Annotated in this window: 16 protein-coding genes; 10 read left to right on the forward strand and 6 right to left on the reverse strand. The window is 62.0% G+C overall.

Features of this window, described 5'->3' with window-relative positions:
- Positions 1-102 precede the first annotated feature (102 nt).
- Positions 103-1,485 carry a multicopper oxidase family protein gene (locus U367_RS0124705; protein WP_068934730.1) on the forward strand — a complete coding sequence of 461 codons (1,383 nt, stop codon included), beginning with the start codon at positions 103-105 and terminating at the stop codon, positions 1,483-1,485.
- Positions 1,485-1,976 (forward strand): tRNA adenosine(34) deaminase TadA, encoded by a 492-nt coding sequence (gene tadA, locus U367_RS0124710; RefSeq protein WP_028618991.1) that lies wholly within the window; start codon positions 1,485-1,487, stop codon positions 1,974-1,976. The genes U367_RS0124705 and tadA overlap by 1 nt, the downstream gene beginning before the upstream one ends.
- A 107-nt stretch (positions 1,977-2,083) precedes the next feature.
- On the opposite strand, the gene cmoB is transcribed toward tadA, so the two are convergent.
- The 6 genes from cmoB to U367_RS0124740 all read right to left on the reverse strand — a co-directional run bounded on the left by cmoB (position 2,084) and on the right by U367_RS0124740 (position 8,698).
- Positions 2,084-3,040 (reverse strand): tRNA 5-methoxyuridine(34)/uridine 5-oxyacetic acid(34) synthase CmoB, encoded by a 957-nt coding sequence (gene cmoB, locus U367_RS0124715; RefSeq protein WP_028618992.1) that lies wholly within the window; start codon positions 3,038-3,040, stop codon positions 2,084-2,086.
- A complete protein-coding gene (gene cmoA / locus U367_RS0124720; RefSeq protein ID WP_028618993.1) occupies positions 3,037-3,780 on the reverse strand; it encodes a carboxy-S-adenosyl-L-methionine synthase CmoA in 744 nt (247 codons plus the stop codon). Before cmoA ends, cmoB begins: the two co-directional genes overlap by 4 nt.
- Positions 3,781-3,915: 135 nt before the next feature.
- Positions 3,916-4,560 (reverse strand): lysoplasmalogenase, encoded by a 645-nt coding sequence (locus U367_RS0124725; protein WP_028618994.1) that lies wholly within the window; start codon positions 4,558-4,560, stop codon positions 3,916-3,918.
- 1 nt (position 4,561) lies between these two features.
- A complete protein-coding gene (locus U367_RS0124730; protein WP_028618995.1) occupies positions 4,562-4,951 on the reverse strand; it encodes a protease inhibitor I42 family protein in 390 nt (129 codons plus the stop codon).
- A 241-nt stretch (positions 4,952-5,192) separates the two neighbouring features.
- Positions 5,193-7,616, reverse strand: a complete 2,424-nt coding sequence (gene lon, locus U367_RS0124735; protein ID WP_028618996.1) for an endopeptidase La — start codon at positions 7,614-7,616, stop codon at positions 5,193-5,195.
- Positions 7,617-7,708: 92 nt separating this feature from the next.
- The gene (locus U367_RS0124740) at positions 7,709-8,698 is read right to left on the reverse strand and encodes a GntR family transcriptional regulator (protein ID WP_028618997.1); all 990 of its coding nucleotides are present in this window, start codon (positions 8,696-8,698) and stop codon (positions 7,709-7,711) included.
- A 337-nt stretch (positions 8,699-9,035) separates the two neighbouring features.
- On the opposite strand from U367_RS0124740, the gene U367_RS0124745 reads away from it, so the two are divergent.
- The 8 genes from U367_RS0124745 (at position 9,036) to U367_RS0124780 (ending at position 16,717) form a co-directional block, all read left to right on the forward strand.
- The gene (locus tag U367_RS0124745) at positions 9,036-10,358 is read left to right on the forward strand and encodes an amidase (RefSeq protein ID WP_028618998.1); all 1,323 of its coding nucleotides are present in this window, start codon (positions 9,036-9,038) and stop codon (positions 10,356-10,358) included.
- Between the two features lie 11 nt (positions 10,359-10,369).
- Complete coding sequence (locus U367_RS0124750) at positions 10,370-11,248, forward strand: polysaccharide deacetylase family protein (RefSeq protein WP_010212857.1); 879 nt, start codon at positions 10,370-10,372, stop codon at positions 11,246-11,248.
- A 25-nt stretch (positions 11,249-11,273) separates the two neighbouring features.
- Complete coding sequence (locus tag U367_RS0124755) at positions 11,274-12,614, forward strand: MFS transporter (RefSeq protein ID WP_028618999.1); 1,341 nt, start codon at positions 11,274-11,276, stop codon at positions 12,612-12,614.
- Between the two features lie 10 nt (positions 12,615-12,624).
- Complete coding sequence (locus U367_RS0124760; protein WP_028619000.1) at positions 12,625-13,386, forward strand: SDR family NAD(P)-dependent oxidoreductase; 762 nt, start codon at positions 12,625-12,627, stop codon at positions 13,384-13,386.
- Positions 13,387-13,426: 40 nt separating this feature from the next.
- The gene (locus tag U367_RS0124765; RefSeq protein ID WP_028619001.1) at positions 13,427-14,176 is read left to right on the forward strand and encodes an SDR family NAD(P)-dependent oxidoreductase; all 750 of its coding nucleotides are present in this window, start codon (positions 13,427-13,429) and stop codon (positions 14,174-14,176) included.
- Between the two features lie 13 nt (positions 14,177-14,189).
- Positions 14,190-14,483 (forward strand): hypothetical protein, encoded by a 294-nt coding sequence (locus U367_RS0124770; protein ID WP_028619002.1) that lies wholly within the window; start codon positions 14,190-14,192, stop codon positions 14,481-14,483.
- Between the two features lie 87 nt (positions 14,484-14,570).
- Positions 14,571-15,545 (forward strand): CobW family GTP-binding protein, encoded by a 975-nt coding sequence (locus tag U367_RS0124775; RefSeq protein WP_028619003.1) that lies wholly within the window; start codon positions 14,571-14,573, stop codon positions 15,543-15,545.
- Positions 15,542-16,717 carry an ABC transporter substrate-binding protein gene (locus tag U367_RS0124780; protein ID WP_028619004.1) on the forward strand — a complete coding sequence of 392 codons (1,176 nt, stop codon included), beginning with the start codon at positions 15,542-15,544 and terminating at the stop codon, positions 16,715-16,717. Before U367_RS0124775 ends, U367_RS0124780 begins: the two co-directional genes overlap by 4 nt.
- Positions 16,718-17,417: the final 700 nt, after the last annotated feature.

Below are 17,417 nucleotides of genomic sequence, written 5' to 3' on the forward strand. Positions count from 1 at the left end.
TTCTCAGGTCTTTCGCGAGCAAGCTCGCTCCTACAGCCGGGGCAGGTGTATCGTATCTGCCTTTTGCAGGCCTTGGGCCTGCGGCAGATACGTGAGGTTGTTGTGTCCCGATCCTTTTCCCGTCGACAAATCCTGGGTGGTCTTGCAGGCCTGGCCGTAGTGGGCGTCGGTGCCGGTGGCGCCTACCGCTACTGGCTGGGGAAAGTCGCCGAGGCCGAGGCCGGGCACGATTACGAACTGATCGCCGCACCGCTGGACGTGGAACTGGTACCAGGGCACAAGACCGAAGCCTGGGCATTCGGCCCATCCGCGCCGGGCACCGAGTTGCGCGTGCGCCAGGGCGAATGGCTGCGGGTGCGTTTTATCAACCACCTGCCGGTCGCCACGACCATTCACTGGCATGGCATCCGCCTGCCACTGGAAATGGACGGCGTACCCTACGTCTCGCAATTGCCGGTGCTGCCCGGTGAATATTTCGATTACAAATTCCGCGTGCCCGACGCCGGCAGCTACTGGTATCACCCCCACGTGAACAGCAGCGAAGAACTCGGCCGTGGCCTGGTCGGCCCGCTGATCATCGAGGAACGCGAACCCACCGGTTTCAAACATGAACGCACTCTAAGCCTGAAAAGCTGGCACGTGGACGAAGAGGGCGCTTTCGTGGCCTTCAGCATTCCCCGTGAAGCGGCGCGTGGCGGCACGGCGGGGCGGCTGTCGACGATCAACGGCGTGTCCCAGGCAGTGATCGATCTGCCGGCCGGGCAGATTACGCGCGTGCGGCTGCTCAACCTCGACAACACCTTGACCTATCGCATCAATATTCCCGACGTTGAAGCACAGATCTACGCGCTGGACGGCAATCCCATCGAGCCGCGCCCGTTGGGCAAGGAATACTGGCTGGGCCCGGGCATGCGCATCTGCCTGGCGATCAAGGCGCCGCCGGCCGGCGAAGAATTGTCGATCCGCAATGGTCCGGTGCGCCTGGGCACCTTCCGTTCGGTGACCAACACCGACGCGCCGACCGAATGGCCGCCAGCGCTGCCGGCCAACCCGATTGCCGAGCCGGACCTGGCCAACGCCGAGAAACTCAACTTCAATTTCGAGTGGGTGGGTTCGGTCTCGGTGAATACCGACAACGGTAAGCCACCCAGCCTGTGGCAGATCAACGGCAAGGCCTGGGACATCACCGACAAGACCTGCGCCGACCGCCCGATTGCCAAGCTGGAAAAGGGCAAGAGTTACATTTTTGAATTGAAGAACATGACTCAGTACCAGCACCCGATCCACCTGCATGGCATGAGCTTCAAGGTGATCGCCTCGAACCGCCACAAGGTGATCCCGTATTTCACCGACACCTATCTGCTGGGTAAAAACGAGCGCGCCCGCGTGGCGCTGGTGGCAGATAACCCTGGGGTGTGGATGTTCCACTGCCATGTGATCGACCATATGGAAACCGGCCTGATGGCCGCCATCGAGGTGGCGTGATGCGCCAGTTTCGCCCCACCGCGATCATCGACCGCAGCCGCGACCAGGACTTCATGCGCGAAGCCCTGGCCCTTGCCGCCCAAGGCGCTGCATTGGGTGAAGTCCCCGTAGGCGCTGTGTTGGTGCAGGACGGTGAAATCATCGGCCGTGGCTTCAACTGTCCCATCAGCGGCAACGACCCCAGCGCCCATGCCGAAATGGTCGCCATCCGCGCCGCCGCGCAAGCCATCAGCAATTACCGCCTGGTGGGCAGCACCCTGTATGTGACTTTGGAGCCGTGCAGCATGTGCGCGGGGCTGATCGTGCATTCGCGGATTGCGCGGGTGGTGTACGGCGCGCTGGAACCCAAGGCGGGGATCGTGCAAAGCCAGGGGCAGTTTTTTACCCAGGGCTTTTTGAATCATCGGGTGTTGTTTGAAGGCGGGGTATTGGCAGAAGAGTGCGGGACGGTCTTGAGCGAATTCTTCAAGGCGCGCCGGGCAAAAGCCTGACTCGCTCTCTGTAGGAGCCCGGCTTGCCGGCGATGGCGGCAGTGAGATTTGCATGGATCTCGCGGACGCCATCGCCGGCAAGCCGGGCTCCTACAGGGGTGGTGCGTTTATTTTTTGGCGATGATCACGGCCCGCATCGGCGCCGGCAGCCCTTCGATGGTTTTGCTGTGATCTTCCGGGTCAAGGAAATCACTCAGCGACTGGTACTTCATCCACTCTGTCCCACGCTGTTCCTCGACGGTGGTGACGCTCACATCCACACAGCGCACATCACTGAACCCGGCACGCCGTAGCCACAGCATCAACGCGGGCACCGACGGCAGGAACCACACGTTGCGCATCTGCGCGTAGCGATCTTCCGGCACCAGCACTTGTTGCTGATCGCCTTCGACCACCAGGGTTTCCAAGACGAGTTCGCCGCCCTTGACCAGGGTGTCTTTCAGCGCGAGCAAATGCTCGATGGGCGAACGGCGGTGATAAAACACTCCCATGGAAAACACCGTGTCGAAGCCTTCCAGATTCGACGGCAGGTCTTCGAACGGGAACGGCAGGTGCCAAGCCTTGGGTTCTGACAGATAACGCTGAACCGCCTGGAACTGACAGAAGAACAACCAGTTCGGATCAACGCCAATCACGCTGTCGGCCCCGGCGCCGAGCATGCGCCACATGTAGTAACCGTTGCCGCAGCCCACGTCGAGGATGCGCTTGCCCTTCAGGTTCAGGTGCGGTGCCACGCGGGACCACTTCCAGTCCGAGCGCCATTCGGTGTCCACATGCACGCCGAACAGGTGGAACGGCCCTTTGCGCCAAGGGCTCAGGCCCATCAGCGCGGCATGCATCTGCACGCGGGTGTCTTCGTCGCAGTCGGTATCGAGTGTCAGGCCGTTGAGCAAATCCACTTCGCTGGGCTGGATTTTTGGCAGTGCATCCAGCGCACTCTGCCAGCGCTCCAGGTCGCCATGACCCTTTTCCATCTTGCTATCGAGTTGCGCTTGCAGGCCCTGGGCCCACACGGCCAAAGGAGTGCCGACCAGATGGCGGGCGAGGGGGGACAAATCAATCATGGCAAGGCAATCAACGAGGCAAAGTTAAGACACTGGAACCACGGCACGACTTTCGAGAACCCTGCCGTCAACAGGCGTTCGCGGTGTTCTTCGAGGCTGTCGGGCTTCATGACGTTTTCGATGGCGCTGCGCTTCTGGGCGATTTCCAGTTCGCTGTAGCCGTTGGCGCGTTTGAACGCGATGTGCAGATCGGTGAGCAGCGTGTGTTCTTCGGGATCATTGAAGCGCAGCTTTTCCGAAAGGATCAATGCACCGCCCGGCAACAATGATTGGCGGATGCGCGAGAGCAGCGCCAGGCGCTCATCGGGCGCGATGAATTGCAGGGTGAAGTTCAACGCCACCACCGAGGCCGGCTGGAACTGCAGCGCGAGGATATCGCCCTCGATGACCTCGACCGGCAGCAGCTCCTGGAACATCGAGTCCTGGCCATTGAGGTATTCACGGCAACGCTCGACCATCGCGGCCGAGTTATCCACAGCGATCACCCGGCAACCGTCGGTGCGCACATGGCGGCGCAGGGCCTGGGTCACCGCGCCAAGCGAGGATCCCAGGTCATACAGCACGCTGTTGGGTTGGGCGAACTGCGCGGCGAGTACGCCGAGGTTCTCGACGATGGTCGGGTAGCCGGGCACCGAGCGCTTGATCATGTCCGGGAACACCCGCACCACGTCCTCGTTAAAGGCGAAGTCCGGCACCTGGGGCAGGGGCTGGGCGAATAGGCGATCGGGTTCTTTGCTCACGGTTGTTCCGGCGACGATTGGGGAAAGGCCGGCATTTTAGCGTAGGAGCTGGCTTGCCTGCGATGGTCGTTAACGATTACGCAGAGATTCTGGATGAACGTGGCGCCTGTGGGTCTTTCGCTGGCAAGCCAGCTCCTACAGAGGGTTGGAGTGTTTCTGATGGAAAGCCGAGGCAGTGATGCCCCACTGGCCCAGCCAATACGTGGTGATCAGCAAATAAGGTGCTGCATCGAACGCCACCACAAACCGATTGATACCAATCAGCGTGTCAGAAAACACAAACGACACCGCACCTGCCGCCGCCAGCCATGCCGAGCGTTTCGGCACGTCGCTGCCCAGTCGCGCCAACGCACGCCAGAGCATGGCACTGATCACGGTTGCATAAACCACCACTGGAATCAGCAGGTCGCCCAGGCCATGGGAGATCAGGATCCTCAGCAGGATCGCACCCACGCCCACCGCCAATACCAGCGGCAGCAGCGCCAAGCGGCGACAGTCACTGAAATAGGCTTTGAGGTACGCCAAATGCGCAAACAGGAAGGCACCCAAGCCGAAGATGAACAGGTCGCCCGGCCAGGCCAGCAGTACATCGCCCACCAGGGAAAAGATCAGCCCCAGGCTGATCCAGCGTCGATAGTCGGTGGGCGGCGCGTCATGCAGCCAGCCCAGCAGTGCCAGTACCGGCAAAGGTTTGACCAACAGGCACAACAAGGTGGCATGGGTGGTAAGGCCGTAGATAAAGGTGCCGGCGCCCATCAACGCAAGAATCAGCCATGGCATATCAGTTCACCGTGATGGCGCAGTCAAAGGTTTCGACGGGTTCGGCTTCCGGTTCCCAGGGTTGCTGGGAGGTCAGGCGCAAACGACCCTGGCCGGTGGCGAAAGCCTTGAAGCGCCAGGTCGACTGGCCGCCGCCACCGATCACGCCCGATTCCGTGCTGCTGTAGACCTCAGGGCTCAATGCGCGCAGCACGCCCCCAGCGGAATCCTGGATGGCCCAACGGTAGCCGGTGGTGGGGTTGCTTGGCAGGGTGAGGATCAGGTTTTGTCCGCTTTTGAGCTGGAGCGGGCAGGCGCTCTGATTGTCCACGGTGATATTTTGCTTCGGTGCACTGGCGCACGCGGCCAGCAGGGCAAGGCTCAAGGGGAGAAGCAGGCGGGCAGCGGTCATGGGGGCTCCGTTGATTCACGACGAAGGGCGAGCATAACCGAAGATGAGACAAGGTGTGACAAGACCGCGGCGGGCTTGTTGTGGTGAGCAGGCTTGCCCTGCGCTGGACTGCGAAGCAGGCCCAAAACTGACGACCCCACTTTTCCAGGAAAATGGGGTGTTTTTTAAGAGGGTCTGCTACGCGGCCCAGCGCGGGGCAAGCCCGCTCACCACAGGGGCCAGGCCGGGCATCTCATAGCAGTCAGAACAGCACTTTGGCCACATCCGCAAAGCGCTTGGCAAAGTGCACCGTCATGCCTTCCTTCAGGTATTCCGGCAACTCTTCATAGCTGCCACGGTTCGGCTCCGGCAGGATCAGCTCATGGATCTTCTGGCGCCGCGCCGCGATCACCTTCTCGCGCACGCCGCCAATCGGCAGTACATGCCCGGTCAACGTCAGCTCACCGGTCATTGCCACGCCTTTCTTCGGCGGTTGGTTGCGCGCCAGGGACAACAACGCACTGGCCATGGTCACACCGGCGCTCGGGCCGTCTTTCGGTGTCGCACCTTCCGGCACATGCAAGTGCACGAAGGCCTCATCGAAGAACTTCGCATCACCGCCAAACGACTTCAGGTTCGAGCTGATGTAGCTGTAGGCGATTTCCGCGGACTCCTTCATCACTTCACCCAACTGCCCGGTGAGTTTGAAACCGCGATTGAGCGTGTGGATACGCGTCGCCTCGATCGGCAAGGTCGCGCCGCCCATGCTGGTCCAGGCCAGCCCCGTGATCACACCGGTGCCGGACAATACTTGCTCATTGCGGAACACTGGGATGCCCAGGGAACTCTCCAGATCCTTGTTGCCGATCTTGATCACCGAGTCCGGCTCGTCCAGCAACTTGACCACGGCTTTGCGCACCAGTTTGCCCAGTTGTTTTTCCAACTGACGCACGCCGGCCTCGCGCGCATAGCCGTCGATCAACGCACGCAGCGCGCCGTCGCTGATGGTCAGGCTGTTTTTCGACACGCCGGCTTTTTCCAGCTGTTTCGGCCATAGGTGGCGCTTGGCGATGGCGATTTTTTCTTCGGTGATATAGCCCGACAGGCGAATCACTTCCATACGGTCCAACAATGGACCTGGGATGGAGTCCAGGGTGTTGGCGGTGCACACGAACAGCACTTTGGACAGGTCCAGGCGCAGGTCCAGGTAGTGGTCGAGGAATTCGACGTTTTGCTCCGGGTCGAGGGTTTCCAGCAAGGCCGACGCCGGGTCGCCCTGGAAGCTTTGGCCCATCTTGTCGATCTCATCGAGCATGATCACCGGGTTCATCACTTCCACATCCTTGAGCGCCTGCACCAGCTTGCCCGGCAGGGCACCGATGTAGGTGCGGCGATGGCCTTTGATCTCGGCCTCGTCGCGCATGCCGCCGACACTGAAGCGATAGAACGGCCGGCCCAGGGACTCGGCGATGGATTTACCCACACTGGTCTTGCCCACGCCTGGCGGGCCGACCAGCAGCACGATGGAGCCGGCGACTTCGCCTTTGTAGGCGCCCACCGCAAGGAATTCGAGGATGCGGCTCTTGATGTCATCCAGGCCCGCGTGGTGTTTATCCAGCACTTTTCGCGCATGTTTCAGGTCGAGTTTGTCCTCGCCATACACGCCCCACGGCACCGAGGTGGCCCAGTCCAGATAATTGCGGGTCACCGCGTATTCCGGCGAACCGGTTTCGAGGATCGAGAGTTTGTTCAATTCTTCATCGATGCGTTTTTTCGCCTGGGGCGGCAGCACTTTGCCTTCCAGGCGTTGCTCGAACTGCTCGACGTCCGCGCTGCGATCGTCCTTGGTCAGGCCCAGTTCCTGTTGGATGACCTTGAGCTGTTCCTTGAGGAAGAACTCGCGCTGGTGCTCACCGATCTTGCGGTTCACCTCGGCGGACAGTTCTTTTTGCAGGCGCGCGACTTCGACCTCTTTGCGCAGCATCGGCAGCACTTTTTCCATGCGCTTGAGCATGGGCACGCAGTCCAGCACTTCCTGCAACTCGTTACCGGTGGCCGACGTCAGTGCGGCCGCGAAGTCGGTGAGTGGCGACGGGTCGTTGGGACTGAAGCGGTTGAGGTAATTCTTCAACTCTTCGCTGTACAGCGGGTTGAGCGGCAGCAGTTCCTTGATCGCATTGATCAGCGCCATGCCGTAGGCCTTGACCTCGTCGGTCGGCTCGCTCGGCTGGTGCGGGTATTCGACTTCCACCAGGTACGGTGGGCGGTGGTGCTTGAGCCAGGTCTTGATGCGCACGCGGGTCAGGCCCTGGGCGACGAATTGCAGCTTGCCGTTTTCGCGGCTGGCGTGGTGCACCTTCACCAGGGTGCCGTATAGCGGCAGGGCGGAGGTATCGAAGTGGCGTGGGTCTTCCGGCGGGGTTTCCATGAAGAACAGGGCCAGGGAGTGGTGGTCGGATTTGCTCACCAACTCCAGGGTCTCGGCCCACGGCTCTTCATTGACGATCACCGGCAGCACTTGCGCCGGGAAGAAGGGCCGGTTGTGGATCGGGATGATATAGACCTTGTCCGGCAGGTTTTGCCCGGGCAGCGCCAGGCCGGTATTGGATGACGCTTCGTGTTCGGCGTTTTCGGGGTCGGCGTAGTCGTTGAGGTCGTAATCAGGGAATTCTTGCTGGTCGCTCATGGGGCACCTGCATAAGGAAGTATGCAGGTTAGATGGGGCGGGGTAGCGGTGGTTTCAATGGTCGCGTGAAGTTAGCAACAAATTGCATGAATTCAGCTGATCTTGTGCAGATAGCTCGGCAATGGCTGTTCTGGCAGCACGGACAACACTTTCAACCGTTGCAGCATGCGCTGCCGTGCGCGTTGCAGATGCTCACGCAGGTTCAACGCCGCCGCATCAAATGCGCCGTGCAGCAGCAATTCCAGAATCAGGCGATGTTCGGCCAGCATGGCCGGATCGGCGCCGATCCCCAGCAAACGGTAAAAAATCCGGCTGATGATCATAGGGCTTTGTCCTTGGCGGATCAGCGCCGCGATCTTGCGGTTCTGCAGGCCGGCGAGACAGCGCTGGTGCAAGTCCTCCTCGATCTGTTCGATGGCCTCCAGGCTGCAGTGGGGGCTGTCCTGAGCGTCCAGCACGCGTTGCAACATCGCTTCCAGCAATTGGCGGTCGAGGTTTGGGGCGCTTTGGCGCAAGGCTTCGGGCTCCAGGCAGGCGCGCAGCTCGTAGTCTTCGGTGACTTCACGGGCGGTCAAGGGGCCGGCCAGCCATTGGGAGTAGGGCTCTTTTTCCACTAGGCCTCGGTCACGCAGGCGCATCAGCGCTTCACGCACCACCGCGCGGCTGACGCCGTAGTGATCGGCGGCGGCCTGTTCGTCCAGGCGGTAATGGCCGAAAGCGATGCAGGTGGACAGCGCCGCGCCGATCTCTTCGACGATGCGCTCGCCCAGCGGCCGCGTGTCCACCAACTCGTCTTCGCCGTTGAGGCCCAGGTGCGCATGGCTCAAGGGCAGGCGCAGCGGCTCCATCGCCAGGCCGTCGGGGTTGATCAGGTAGCCCCGGCCGTTGAAGCGGCAAATCAGCCCTTCCTCATGCAACAGGTCCAGGGCTCGGCGCACCGGCACACGGCTGGTGCCGAACAATTCGGCCAACGGCGCTTCCAACAAGACCAGGCCGTGGCGTGCGGTGCCGTTGACGATCGCATCACGCAATACCTGGTGAATCATTGCGTAACGGGAGGCCGGGGCGGACGCTGCTTTCATCGCTTTCTCTGGGGCTTGTGGGACGGTGGCCGGGGATTCTCTCATAAGTTGCGCCTGTCACCCTGCGCCACAGCGGCGGCACCTTTGTGGGGCTCGGAATGGGGGAATGTTACTTTTCTGCACCAAAATGTATTTATTAATAAAAGATACATTATTTCATTGAAGGCGCTTTCCTGCGGCCTTGCAAGATTTTTTCTGACTGGTTAACGCCATCTATCCCGTAGCTCTGGGCAAAATCCTCCGATTGCGTAAACGTTGTCTCAGAAAGACTGGCACGAAAGCTGCCTCTGTAAAATGTACATTTTATTAATAAATACATTTTGTGAGGGGCACCTTGATGTCAGACGCCACTTCAATGGCCGAGGATTTCGCCAGCGGTCGCAGCGACCCCGTGCAAGCCCTTGAGCAGGCACTCGAAAAGGCGAGCCGGGCCCCGGCAGTCTTTATCAACCTGACCGCCGAGCGTGCGCGCCGCGAAGCCGAAGCCTCTGCCGCCCGTTGGCGCGCCGGCCAGCCGTTGAGCGGATTAGATGGTGTGCCATTGGCCTGGAAGGATCTGTTCGATGTGGCCGGCAGCATCACCACTGCGGGCGCCGCTTACCGCCGCAACGCGCCCGCTGCGTTGCTCGACGCACCGAGCGTGGGCCTTCTGTGCCGCGCCGGGATGGTCAGCGTGGGCAAGACCAACCTCAGCGAGCTGGCCTACTCCGGCCTGGGCCTGAACCCGCATTTCGGCACGCCGCACAATCCCTTTGGCACTGACCAACCACGCATTCCAGGTGGTTCGTCGTCCGGTTCAGCGGTGGCCGTTGCTGCCGGAATCGTGCCCATCGCCATGGGCACCGACACCGCCGGTTCGATCCGCATCCCATCGGCGTTCAACGGCCTGGTGGGTTACCGCAGCAGCAGCCGACGCTACAGCCGCGACGGTGTGTTCCCCCTGGCGCACACCCTCGACAGCCTCGGCCCGCTGACTCGCAGCGTGCGTGATGCCCTGGCCATCGACGATCTGCTGCACGGCCGCATTCAAACCCACACCGCTCGCAGCCTCAAGGGCCAGCGTTTTGTGCTGTCGCAACAAGACGTAGAACCCGCCGTGCGCAACAATCTGCTGCGCGCCGTTGAGCAACTCAAGGCCCACGGCGCGCTGATCGAGGAGCGTGAATGCCCGACCTTCCAGGCCACCCTGGACCTGATCAAACACCACGGCTGGCTCGGTTCCTTCGAAGCCTTTGCCCTGCACGAAGCCTTGCTCGACAGCCCCGACGCGGAACAACTCGACCCGCGTGTACGTCGCCGCCTCGAAGCCGCGCGCACGCTGCCGGCCAGCCAGCTTTTGCACCTGGTCGACGCCCGCCGCCGCCTGCAACAGCAACTGGTCGACGACCTCGACGGCGCCCTCCTGATCACCCCGACCGTTGCCCACGTCGCCCCGGCGTTGGCGCCGCTGGAAGCCGACGACGACCTGTTTGTGAAAACCAACCTCGCCACCCTGCGCCTGACCATGCCCGGCAGTTTGCTCGACATGCCCGGCGTGACCCTGCCCAGCGGCCGCGATGCCCAGGGCCTGCCCACCGGGCTGCTGCTCAGCGCCCCGACGGGGGAAGACGCTCGCCTGCTGCGCGCAGCGTTGTCCGTCGAATCCGTACTCACTATTTAAGGAGACACATCATGGCTAAAGACATCCTCTGTGCATTCGGCGTCGACGTTGACGCCGTCGCCGGCTGGCTCGGTTCCTATGGCGGCGAAGATTCGCCGGACGATATCTCCCGTGGCCTGTTCGCCGGTGAAGTCGGCGCGCCGCGCCTGCTCAAGTTGTTTGAACGCTACGGCCTGCGTACCACCTGGTTTATCCCCGGCCACTCGATGGAAACCTTCCCCGAGCAGATGAAGGCCGTGGCCGACGCCGGTCACGAAATTGGTGTGCACGGCTACAGCCACGAAAACCCCATCGCCATGACCGCCGAGCAGGAAGAAATCGTCCTGGATAAATCCATCGAGCTGATCACCCAGGTCACCGGCAAACGCCCGACGGGTTACGTAGCGCCGTGGTGGGAATTCAGCAAGGTCACCAACGAACTGCTGCTGAAAAAAGGCATCAAGTACGACCACAGCCTGATGCACAACGACTTCCACCCCTACTACGTGCGCAAGGGTGACAGCTGGACCAAGATCGACTACAGCCAGCATCCCGACACCTGGATGAAACCGCTGGTACGCGGCGAAGAAACCGATCTGGTGGAGATCCCGGCCAACTGGTACCTGGACGACCTGCCGCCGATGATGTTCATCAAGAAAGCCCCCAACAGCCATGGCTTCGTCAACCCGCGTCACCTTGAAGAAATGTGGCGCGACCAGTTCGACTGGGTCTACCGCGAACACGAACACGCGGTGTTCACCATGACCATCCACCCCGACGTCTCCGGCCGCCCGCAAGTGCTGCTGATGCTTGAGCGCCTGATCGAACACATCCAGAGCCATGCCGGCGTGCGCTTCGTCACCTTCGACGAAATCGCCGACGACTTCATCCGCCGCCAACCCCGTACCTGACTCCTTAATCCCCGAGGCGCGACCCATGTCCATCTACAACAAGCTTGACCTGACTGGCTGGAAACCCCGGCAACTGACTTCCAAGGAGGTGCGTTTCGCCACCTGGATCGCGTTTTTCGCCTGGGTATTTGCGGTGTATGACTTCATCCTCTTCGGCACTTTGCTGCCGGAGATCGGCCGGCATTTTGGTTGGGGTGAAGTGGAGCAAGCTGAAATCGCGACGTGGGTGGCGGTGGGCACGGCAGTGGTGGCGTTTGCCATTGGCCCTGTGGTGGACAAATTGGGGCGCCGCACCGGCATCATCTTCACGGTGGCAGGTTCCGCGCTGTGCTCGGCGCTGACTGCGATTGGCGGCGCGTGGGGCAAGTCGCCGCTGATCCTGATCCGTTCATTGGGTGGTTTGGGTTATGCCGAAGAAACCGTCAACGCCACTTACTTGAGTGAGTTGTATGGCGCTTCGCAAGATCCGCGCCTGACCAAACGCCGTGGTTTTATCTACAGCCTGGTGCAAGGCGGCTGGCCGGTAGGTGCTTTGATTGCCGCCGGTTTGACCGCGCTGTTGCTGCCGATCATTGGCTGGCAGGGCTGCTTCATCTTCGCCGCGATCCCGGCCATCGTCATCGCGATCATGGCGCGCAAGCTCAAGGAGAGCCCGCAGTTCCAGATCCACCAGCGCATCAGCCAATTGCGTAAAAGCGGTGCAGTGACAGAAGCGCAAAACGTCGCCATGACCTACGGCGTGGACTACGACGAACACAGCAAGGCCGGCCTAAAAGCTGCGTTCCGTGGCCCGGCGCGGCGCGCCACATTAGTGATCGGCGCGGCACTGCTGCTCAACTGGGCGGCGATCCAGGTGTTCAGCGTGCTCGGTACCTCGGTGATCATCAGCGTGCACCACATTTCGTTCGAGAACTCGCTGATCATCCTCGTGTTGTCGAACCTGGTGGGCTATTGCGGTTACCTCAGCCACGGCTGGATGGGCGACAAGATCGGCCGTCGCAACGTGATCGGCCTGGGTTGGATGCTTGGCGGCCTGTCGTTCGCCGGGATGCTGTTTGGCCCGAGCAATATGCCGATGGTGGTCGGGCTATACAGCCTGGGCTTGTTCTTCCTGATCGGGCCGTACTCGGCGGCGTTGTTCTTTATCAGTGAGAGTTTCCCCACCAGCATCCGCGCCACCGGTGGCGCAATCATCCACGCCATGGGCCCGATCGGCGCGGTGGTCGCAGGTTTTGGCGCGACCCAGGTGTTGTCCGCCGGCAGCGACTGGCAGACCGCCGCGCTGTGGTTCGGCGCGCTGCCGTGCTTCCTGTCCGGCGCGTTGATGTTTGCCGCACGCCATGTGCGTCCGGAAACCGTTCAGTAAGGAGTGTTTGATGAGCCGTAAAGTTGCCTTGATTACCGGTGCTGCCAGCGGCATCGGCCAAGCCCTCGCCGTGGCCTATGCCCGTAATGGCGTGGCGGTGGTGGGCGGGTATTACCCGGCCGATCCCCATGACCCGCAGACCACCGTCAGCCGGGTGGAAGAGGCGGGTGGCGAGTGCCGGATGTTGCCATTGGACGTGGGTGACACCGCTTCGGTGGACGCGCTGGCGGCGCAAGCTATCCAGCATTTCGGCCGACTCGATTATGCCGTGGCCAACGCCGGCCTGCTGCGCCGCGCACCGTTGCTGGAGATGACCGACGCGCTGTGGGACGAGATGCTTAATGTCGACCTCACGGGGGTCATGCGCACCTTCCGCGCGGCGACCCGGCATATGCATGCTGGCGGCGCCCTGGTGGCGATTTCGTCGATTGCCGGCGGCGTGTATGGCTGGCAGGAGCACAGCCATTACGCGGCGGCCAAGGCCGGCGTGCCGGGGTTGTGCCGTTCGCTGGCGGTGGAGTTGGCGGCCAAGGGCATTCGTTGCAATGCAGTGATCCCTGGGTTGATCGAGACGCCGCAGTCGCTGGATGCGAAGAACTCGTTGGGGCCGGAAGGCTTGGCGAAAGCGGCGCGGGCTATCCCCTTGGGCCGGGTAGGGCGGGCGGATGAAGTGGCGTCGCTGGTGCAGTTCCTGACCAGTGAGGCATCGAGCTATTTGACTGGACAAAGCATCGTCATCGACGGCGGCCTGACCGTACGCTGGCCGGACTGACAGCATCACACAGGGGTTATGTGTTCACAGGAGTATTTGTATGTCTCAACTCGTTAATCGCCGCGCCGTGATCACCGGCGCCGGCAGCGGCATCGGTGCCGCCATCGCCCGCGCCTACGCCGCTGAAGGCGCGCGCCTGGTGCTGGCCGACCGTAACGCCGCCAGCCTCGCGGAAACAGCGATCACCTGCCGCAACCTCGGTGCCGAGGTGTTCGAATGCTTGGCCGATGTGGGAACTGTTGATGGTGCCCAGGCGAGCGTCGACCGTTGCGTCGAACACTTCGGCGGCATCGATATCTTGGTCAACAATGCAGGCATGCTCACCCAGGCGCGCTGTGTCGACCTGTCCATCGAGATGTGGAACGACATGCTGCGTGTCGACCTCACCAGTGTGTTTGTCGCCAGCCAGCGCGCCTTGCCGCACATGCTCGCGCAACGTTGGGGGCGGATCATCAACGTCGCCTCGCAACTGGGCATCAAGGGCGGCGCCGAGCTGACCCATTACGCCGCCGCCAAGGCCGGGGTGATCGGTTTCACCAAGTCCCTGGCCCTGGAAGTGGCCAAGGACAATGTGCTGGTCAACGCCATCGCGCCAGGTCCGATCGAGACGCCGTTGGTGGGCGGTATCAGCGACGACTGGAAACGCGCCAAGGCCAAGGAATTGCCTCTGGGGCGCTTCGGTCTGGCGGATGAAGTTGCACCAACGGCGGTGCTGCTGGCCAGCGAGCCCGGTGGCAACCTGTTCGTCGGCCAGACACTGGGCCCGAACTCTGGCGACGTTATGCCATGAGTGGGGTATAGCCATGTGCGGACTCTGCGGATTGCTCGGCGAAGACCTGCACTGGAGCGACCCTTTGGGCGACGAACTGCCCCGACGCCGCGAACGCCTGCGCCGAATCGCCGCTATCAATCAGGTGCTGGCAGTGTTCCGGCTTAAGGTCGAAGACTTCCAGGGCGCGTCGTATCTGCTGTTGGGCGCCACCGGTAAGCAGGCACTGGCCAGCGGCCTGGATCAACTCTGGCAGGCGGCCGAGACCATGCTCGGCCGTCCGCTTGACCCCCTCGACCCCCACTTGCTGGATCACCTGGACTTGTAGGAGCCCGGCTTGCCGGCGATGGCATTCTGAAGGACGCCATCGCCGGCAAGTCGGGCTCCTACAGGGGCATCATTGAGGTAGTAAACAATGAGCATGGCTCTGAATGTGATCACCGGCTTCCTTGGCAGCGGCAAGACCACCTTGCTCAAGCGCCTGCTGCAGGGTGAAAGCCTGGGCGACACCGCGCTGCTGATCAACGAATTCGGTGATGTCGGCATCGACCATCTGCTGGTGGAAGAGGTAGCACCGGACACCGTGCTGCTGCCCAGCGGATGCGTGTGCTGTTCGATTCGCGGCGAGTTGAAAGACGCGCTGCTCGGCCTGTTGCAGCGCCGCGAGCGCGGTGAAGTCCCGGCGTTCAAGCGCGTCATTCTGGAGACCACCGGCCTGGCCGACCCGGCGCCTATCCTTGCCACCCTGAACAACGACGTGCAATTGCGCGGGCGCTTCCATATCGGCCTGGTGATCACCCTGGTCGACGCCAGCCACGCCACTCTGCAAGAACGCCTGCACCCGGAATGGCTGGCCCAGGTGGCCGCAGCGGATCGCTTGCTGCTGAGCAAGACCGACCTGGCTGGCGATTGCACGGCGTTACGCGCTCACTTGCACGCGCTGAATGCCGGTACGCCGATCCTCGATACCCATGACATCCACAGCGGCGATCAACTGCTGCTCGGCGAAGGCTTGCGCAGCGCCGAACCTGCCGTGGAAGTCAGTCGCTGGCAACTGCATCGCACCGCCGCCACCACCCACGGCGCGGCCCAAGTGTGCAGCCTGACTTTCGACCAGCCCCTGGACTGGGTGGGTTTCGGGGTGTGGTTGTCGATGCTGTTAAGATGCCACGGCGAACGAATCCTCCGTGTCAAAGGGCTGCTCAACGTGAACGCCAGTAACGCTCCCATCGTCATTCATGGTGTGCAGCATTGCCTGCATGCGCCGGTGCACCTGCCTGCGTGGCCGGGCAGCGACCGGCAATCGCGCCTGGTGTTTATCCTGCGCGGGCTTGACCCTGCGCTGTTAAGGCGCTCGTTTGAAGTGTTCTCGCGGCGGTTCGCGGCATGATTACTCTGCGCGTCCTCGGCACCTCCGTCACCTTGCTTGAATGCCTGCGCGTACGCGCCGAGCAGGAACTGGGTATTCGCCTGGTCTACCAGGTGCACGATGTCGAGCAGGCCCAGCGCATTGCGGTGATGCAACCCGACAGCTACGACCTGTACGACCAATGGTTCCACAACGTCGACTTCGTGTGGCCGGCCCGGGCGATCCAGCCCATCGACACCCGGCGTATTGCGCTGTGGCACGAGATCAATGACCTGCCCAAGCGTGGGCGCCTGTCGCCCGATGACCGCCTGGGCAGCGGCAGTGTGCCCAGCGAACGCTTGTTCGTGCAGCACGATGGGAGCCTTGGCAGCACGGTCACCGATCGCATCAGCATGTTGCCCCTGACCCACAACGCCGACAGTTTCGCCTATCGGCCCGAACGGTTGCCCGAAGGTTTTTGCCACGGTAACGAAAGCTGGGGCTGGCTATTGGACCCCGCCTGGCGTGCGCGCACGGCTTTGCAGAGTGACGCGGCGATTGGTGCGTTGGATGCTGCATTGGCGGTGCAGGGCGCAGGGCTGGCCAGTTTCAGGGACATCGGCAATATGAGCATCGAAGAGATCGACGTGCTGGCTGACATTCTGGTGCGCAAGCAGAAGGAGGGGCACTTTGCGGCGTTCTGGTCTGATGATGAAGAGGCGGCGCAATTGATGCTCAGCCCTAGCATCGATATCCAGAGCCTGTGGTCGCCGACCTTGATGCGCCTGCATCGCGCCGGGGTGAAATACCGCCTGGCGGTGCCGCGTGAAGGGTATCGCGCGTGGTTTGGGGGGTTGTCGTTATCGCGGCATGCCAAGGGGCCGGTGCTGGATGCGGCGTATGCGTATTTGAATTGGTGGTTGTCGGGGTGGCCCGGGGCGGTGATGGCGCGCCAGGGGTATTACATTGGCAATCCGGCGCGTAGTCGGGATCACTTGAGCAGTGCGGAGTGGGATTACTGGTATGCCGGCAAGCCTGCTCGGGAGGAGTTGCTGGGGAGTGATGGGTTGCCTTTGATTGATGTGGGTGAGGTGCGGGATGGGGGGTCTTATGAGGCGCGTATGGGGCATATTGCGGTGTGGAATTCGGTGATGGATGAGCATAATTATTTGGTGCGCAGGTGGGGGGATTTTATGCGGGCTCGGTGTGTTTGATTGATTTCTTGATTGAGTACATATCCGTTGCTGCGGTCACGGCTGGTATTGGTTCCGCTCTTACAGCGGGTCACTTTTTGAAAAGCGCAAAAAGTAACCAAAAACGCTTCGCCCCAACACTCGGCACCTCGCCTAGGCTCGGTGTGCCCTCACTCCGGCTTGAATCCGTGGGCCGCCGCGATGGGCCATCCTTGGCCCAGCGCGGCTAACCCGGCGTCCTGCCGGGTTACCCACGGATTCAAGCCTGCGTTCGGCCAGCGTGTTTGACGGGGCGCCTCAGATCAAGATCAAGAGCGACTCGCTTCGCATCGTAGATACGCGGTCCCGTGTAGGAGCCGGGGGGACGCCTAGTTCTTGCCGGCGAAAAACGTGAGACCGTCGCGTTTGTCTGGTTCCCCCGCGTCATCGTTGAAGACCATCGCCGGCAAGCCGGCTCCTACAGGACCGCCTTTGCCTTTGCTTCACACCACTCAAGCCGGCTGTCAGGCCGCTGTGCTTTTGCTTTTGATCTTGATCTTAGGCGCCCCGTCAAACACGCTGGCCGGAATTCGGCAGGGATTTGGGGGGTAAACCGGCAGGGATGCCGGTTTAGCCGCCCCGCGCCATGGATGGCGCGTGGCGGCGGCCCCCCAAATCCCTGTCGGATTACGGGCACACCGAGCCTAGGCGAGGTGCCGAGTGTTGGGGCAAGAGCCCTTTG

This window comes from Pseudomonas canadensis (assembly GCF_000503215.1).
Taxonomy (GTDB): Bacteria; Pseudomonadota; Gammaproteobacteria; order Pseudomonadales; family Pseudomonadaceae; genus Aquipseudomonas; species Aquipseudomonas canadensis.

Excerpts from the sequence above, each read along its gene's own strand:
- tadA (WP_028618991.1), top strand. The coding sequence starts at position 1,485 with ATGCGCCAGTTTCGCCCCACCGCGATCATCGACCGCAGCCGCGACCAG.
- cmoB (WP_028618992.1), bottom strand. The coding sequence starts at position 3,040 with ATGATTGATTTGTCCCCCCTCGCCCGCCATCTGGTCGGCACTCCTTTG.
- U367_RS0124725 (WP_028618994.1), bottom strand. The coding sequence starts at position 4,560 with ATGCCATGGCTGATTCTTGCGTTGATGGGCGCCGGCACCTTTATCTAC.
- U367_RS0124730 (WP_028618995.1), bottom strand. The coding sequence starts at position 4,951 with ATGACCGCTGCCCGCCTGCTTCTCCCCTTGAGCCTTGCCCTGCTGGCC.
- lon (WP_028618996.1), bottom strand. The coding sequence starts at position 7,616 with ATGAGCGACCAGCAAGAATTCCCTGATTACGACCTCAACGACTACGCC.
- U367_RS0124740 (WP_028618997.1), bottom strand. The coding sequence starts at position 8,698 with ATGAAAGCAGCGTCCGCCCCGGCCTCCCGTTACGCAATGATTCACCAG.
- U367_RS0124745 (WP_028618998.1), top strand. The coding sequence starts at position 9,036 with ATGTCAGACGCCACTTCAATGGCCGAGGATTTCGCCAGCGGTCGCAGC.
- U367_RS0124750 (WP_010212857.1), top strand. The coding sequence starts at position 10,370 with ATGGCTAAAGACATCCTCTGTGCATTCGGCGTCGACGTTGACGCCGTC.
- U367_RS0124755 (WP_028618999.1), top strand. The coding sequence starts at position 11,274 with ATGTCCATCTACAACAAGCTTGACCTGACTGGCTGGAAACCCCGGCAA.
- U367_RS0124760 (WP_028619000.1), top strand. The coding sequence starts at position 12,625 with ATGAGCCGTAAAGTTGCCTTGATTACCGGTGCTGCCAGCGGCATCGGC.
- U367_RS0124765 (WP_028619001.1), top strand. The coding sequence starts at position 13,427 with ATGTCTCAACTCGTTAATCGCCGCGCCGTGATCACCGGCGCCGGCAGC.
- U367_RS0124770 (WP_028619002.1), top strand. The coding sequence starts at position 14,190 with ATGTGCGGACTCTGCGGATTGCTCGGCGAAGACCTGCACTGGAGCGAC.
- U367_RS0124775 (WP_028619003.1), top strand. The coding sequence starts at position 14,571 with ATGAGCATGGCTCTGAATGTGATCACCGGCTTCCTTGGCAGCGGCAAG.
- U367_RS0124780 (WP_028619004.1), top strand. The coding sequence starts at position 15,542 with ATGATTACTCTGCGCGTCCTCGGCACCTCCGTCACCTTGCTTGAATGC.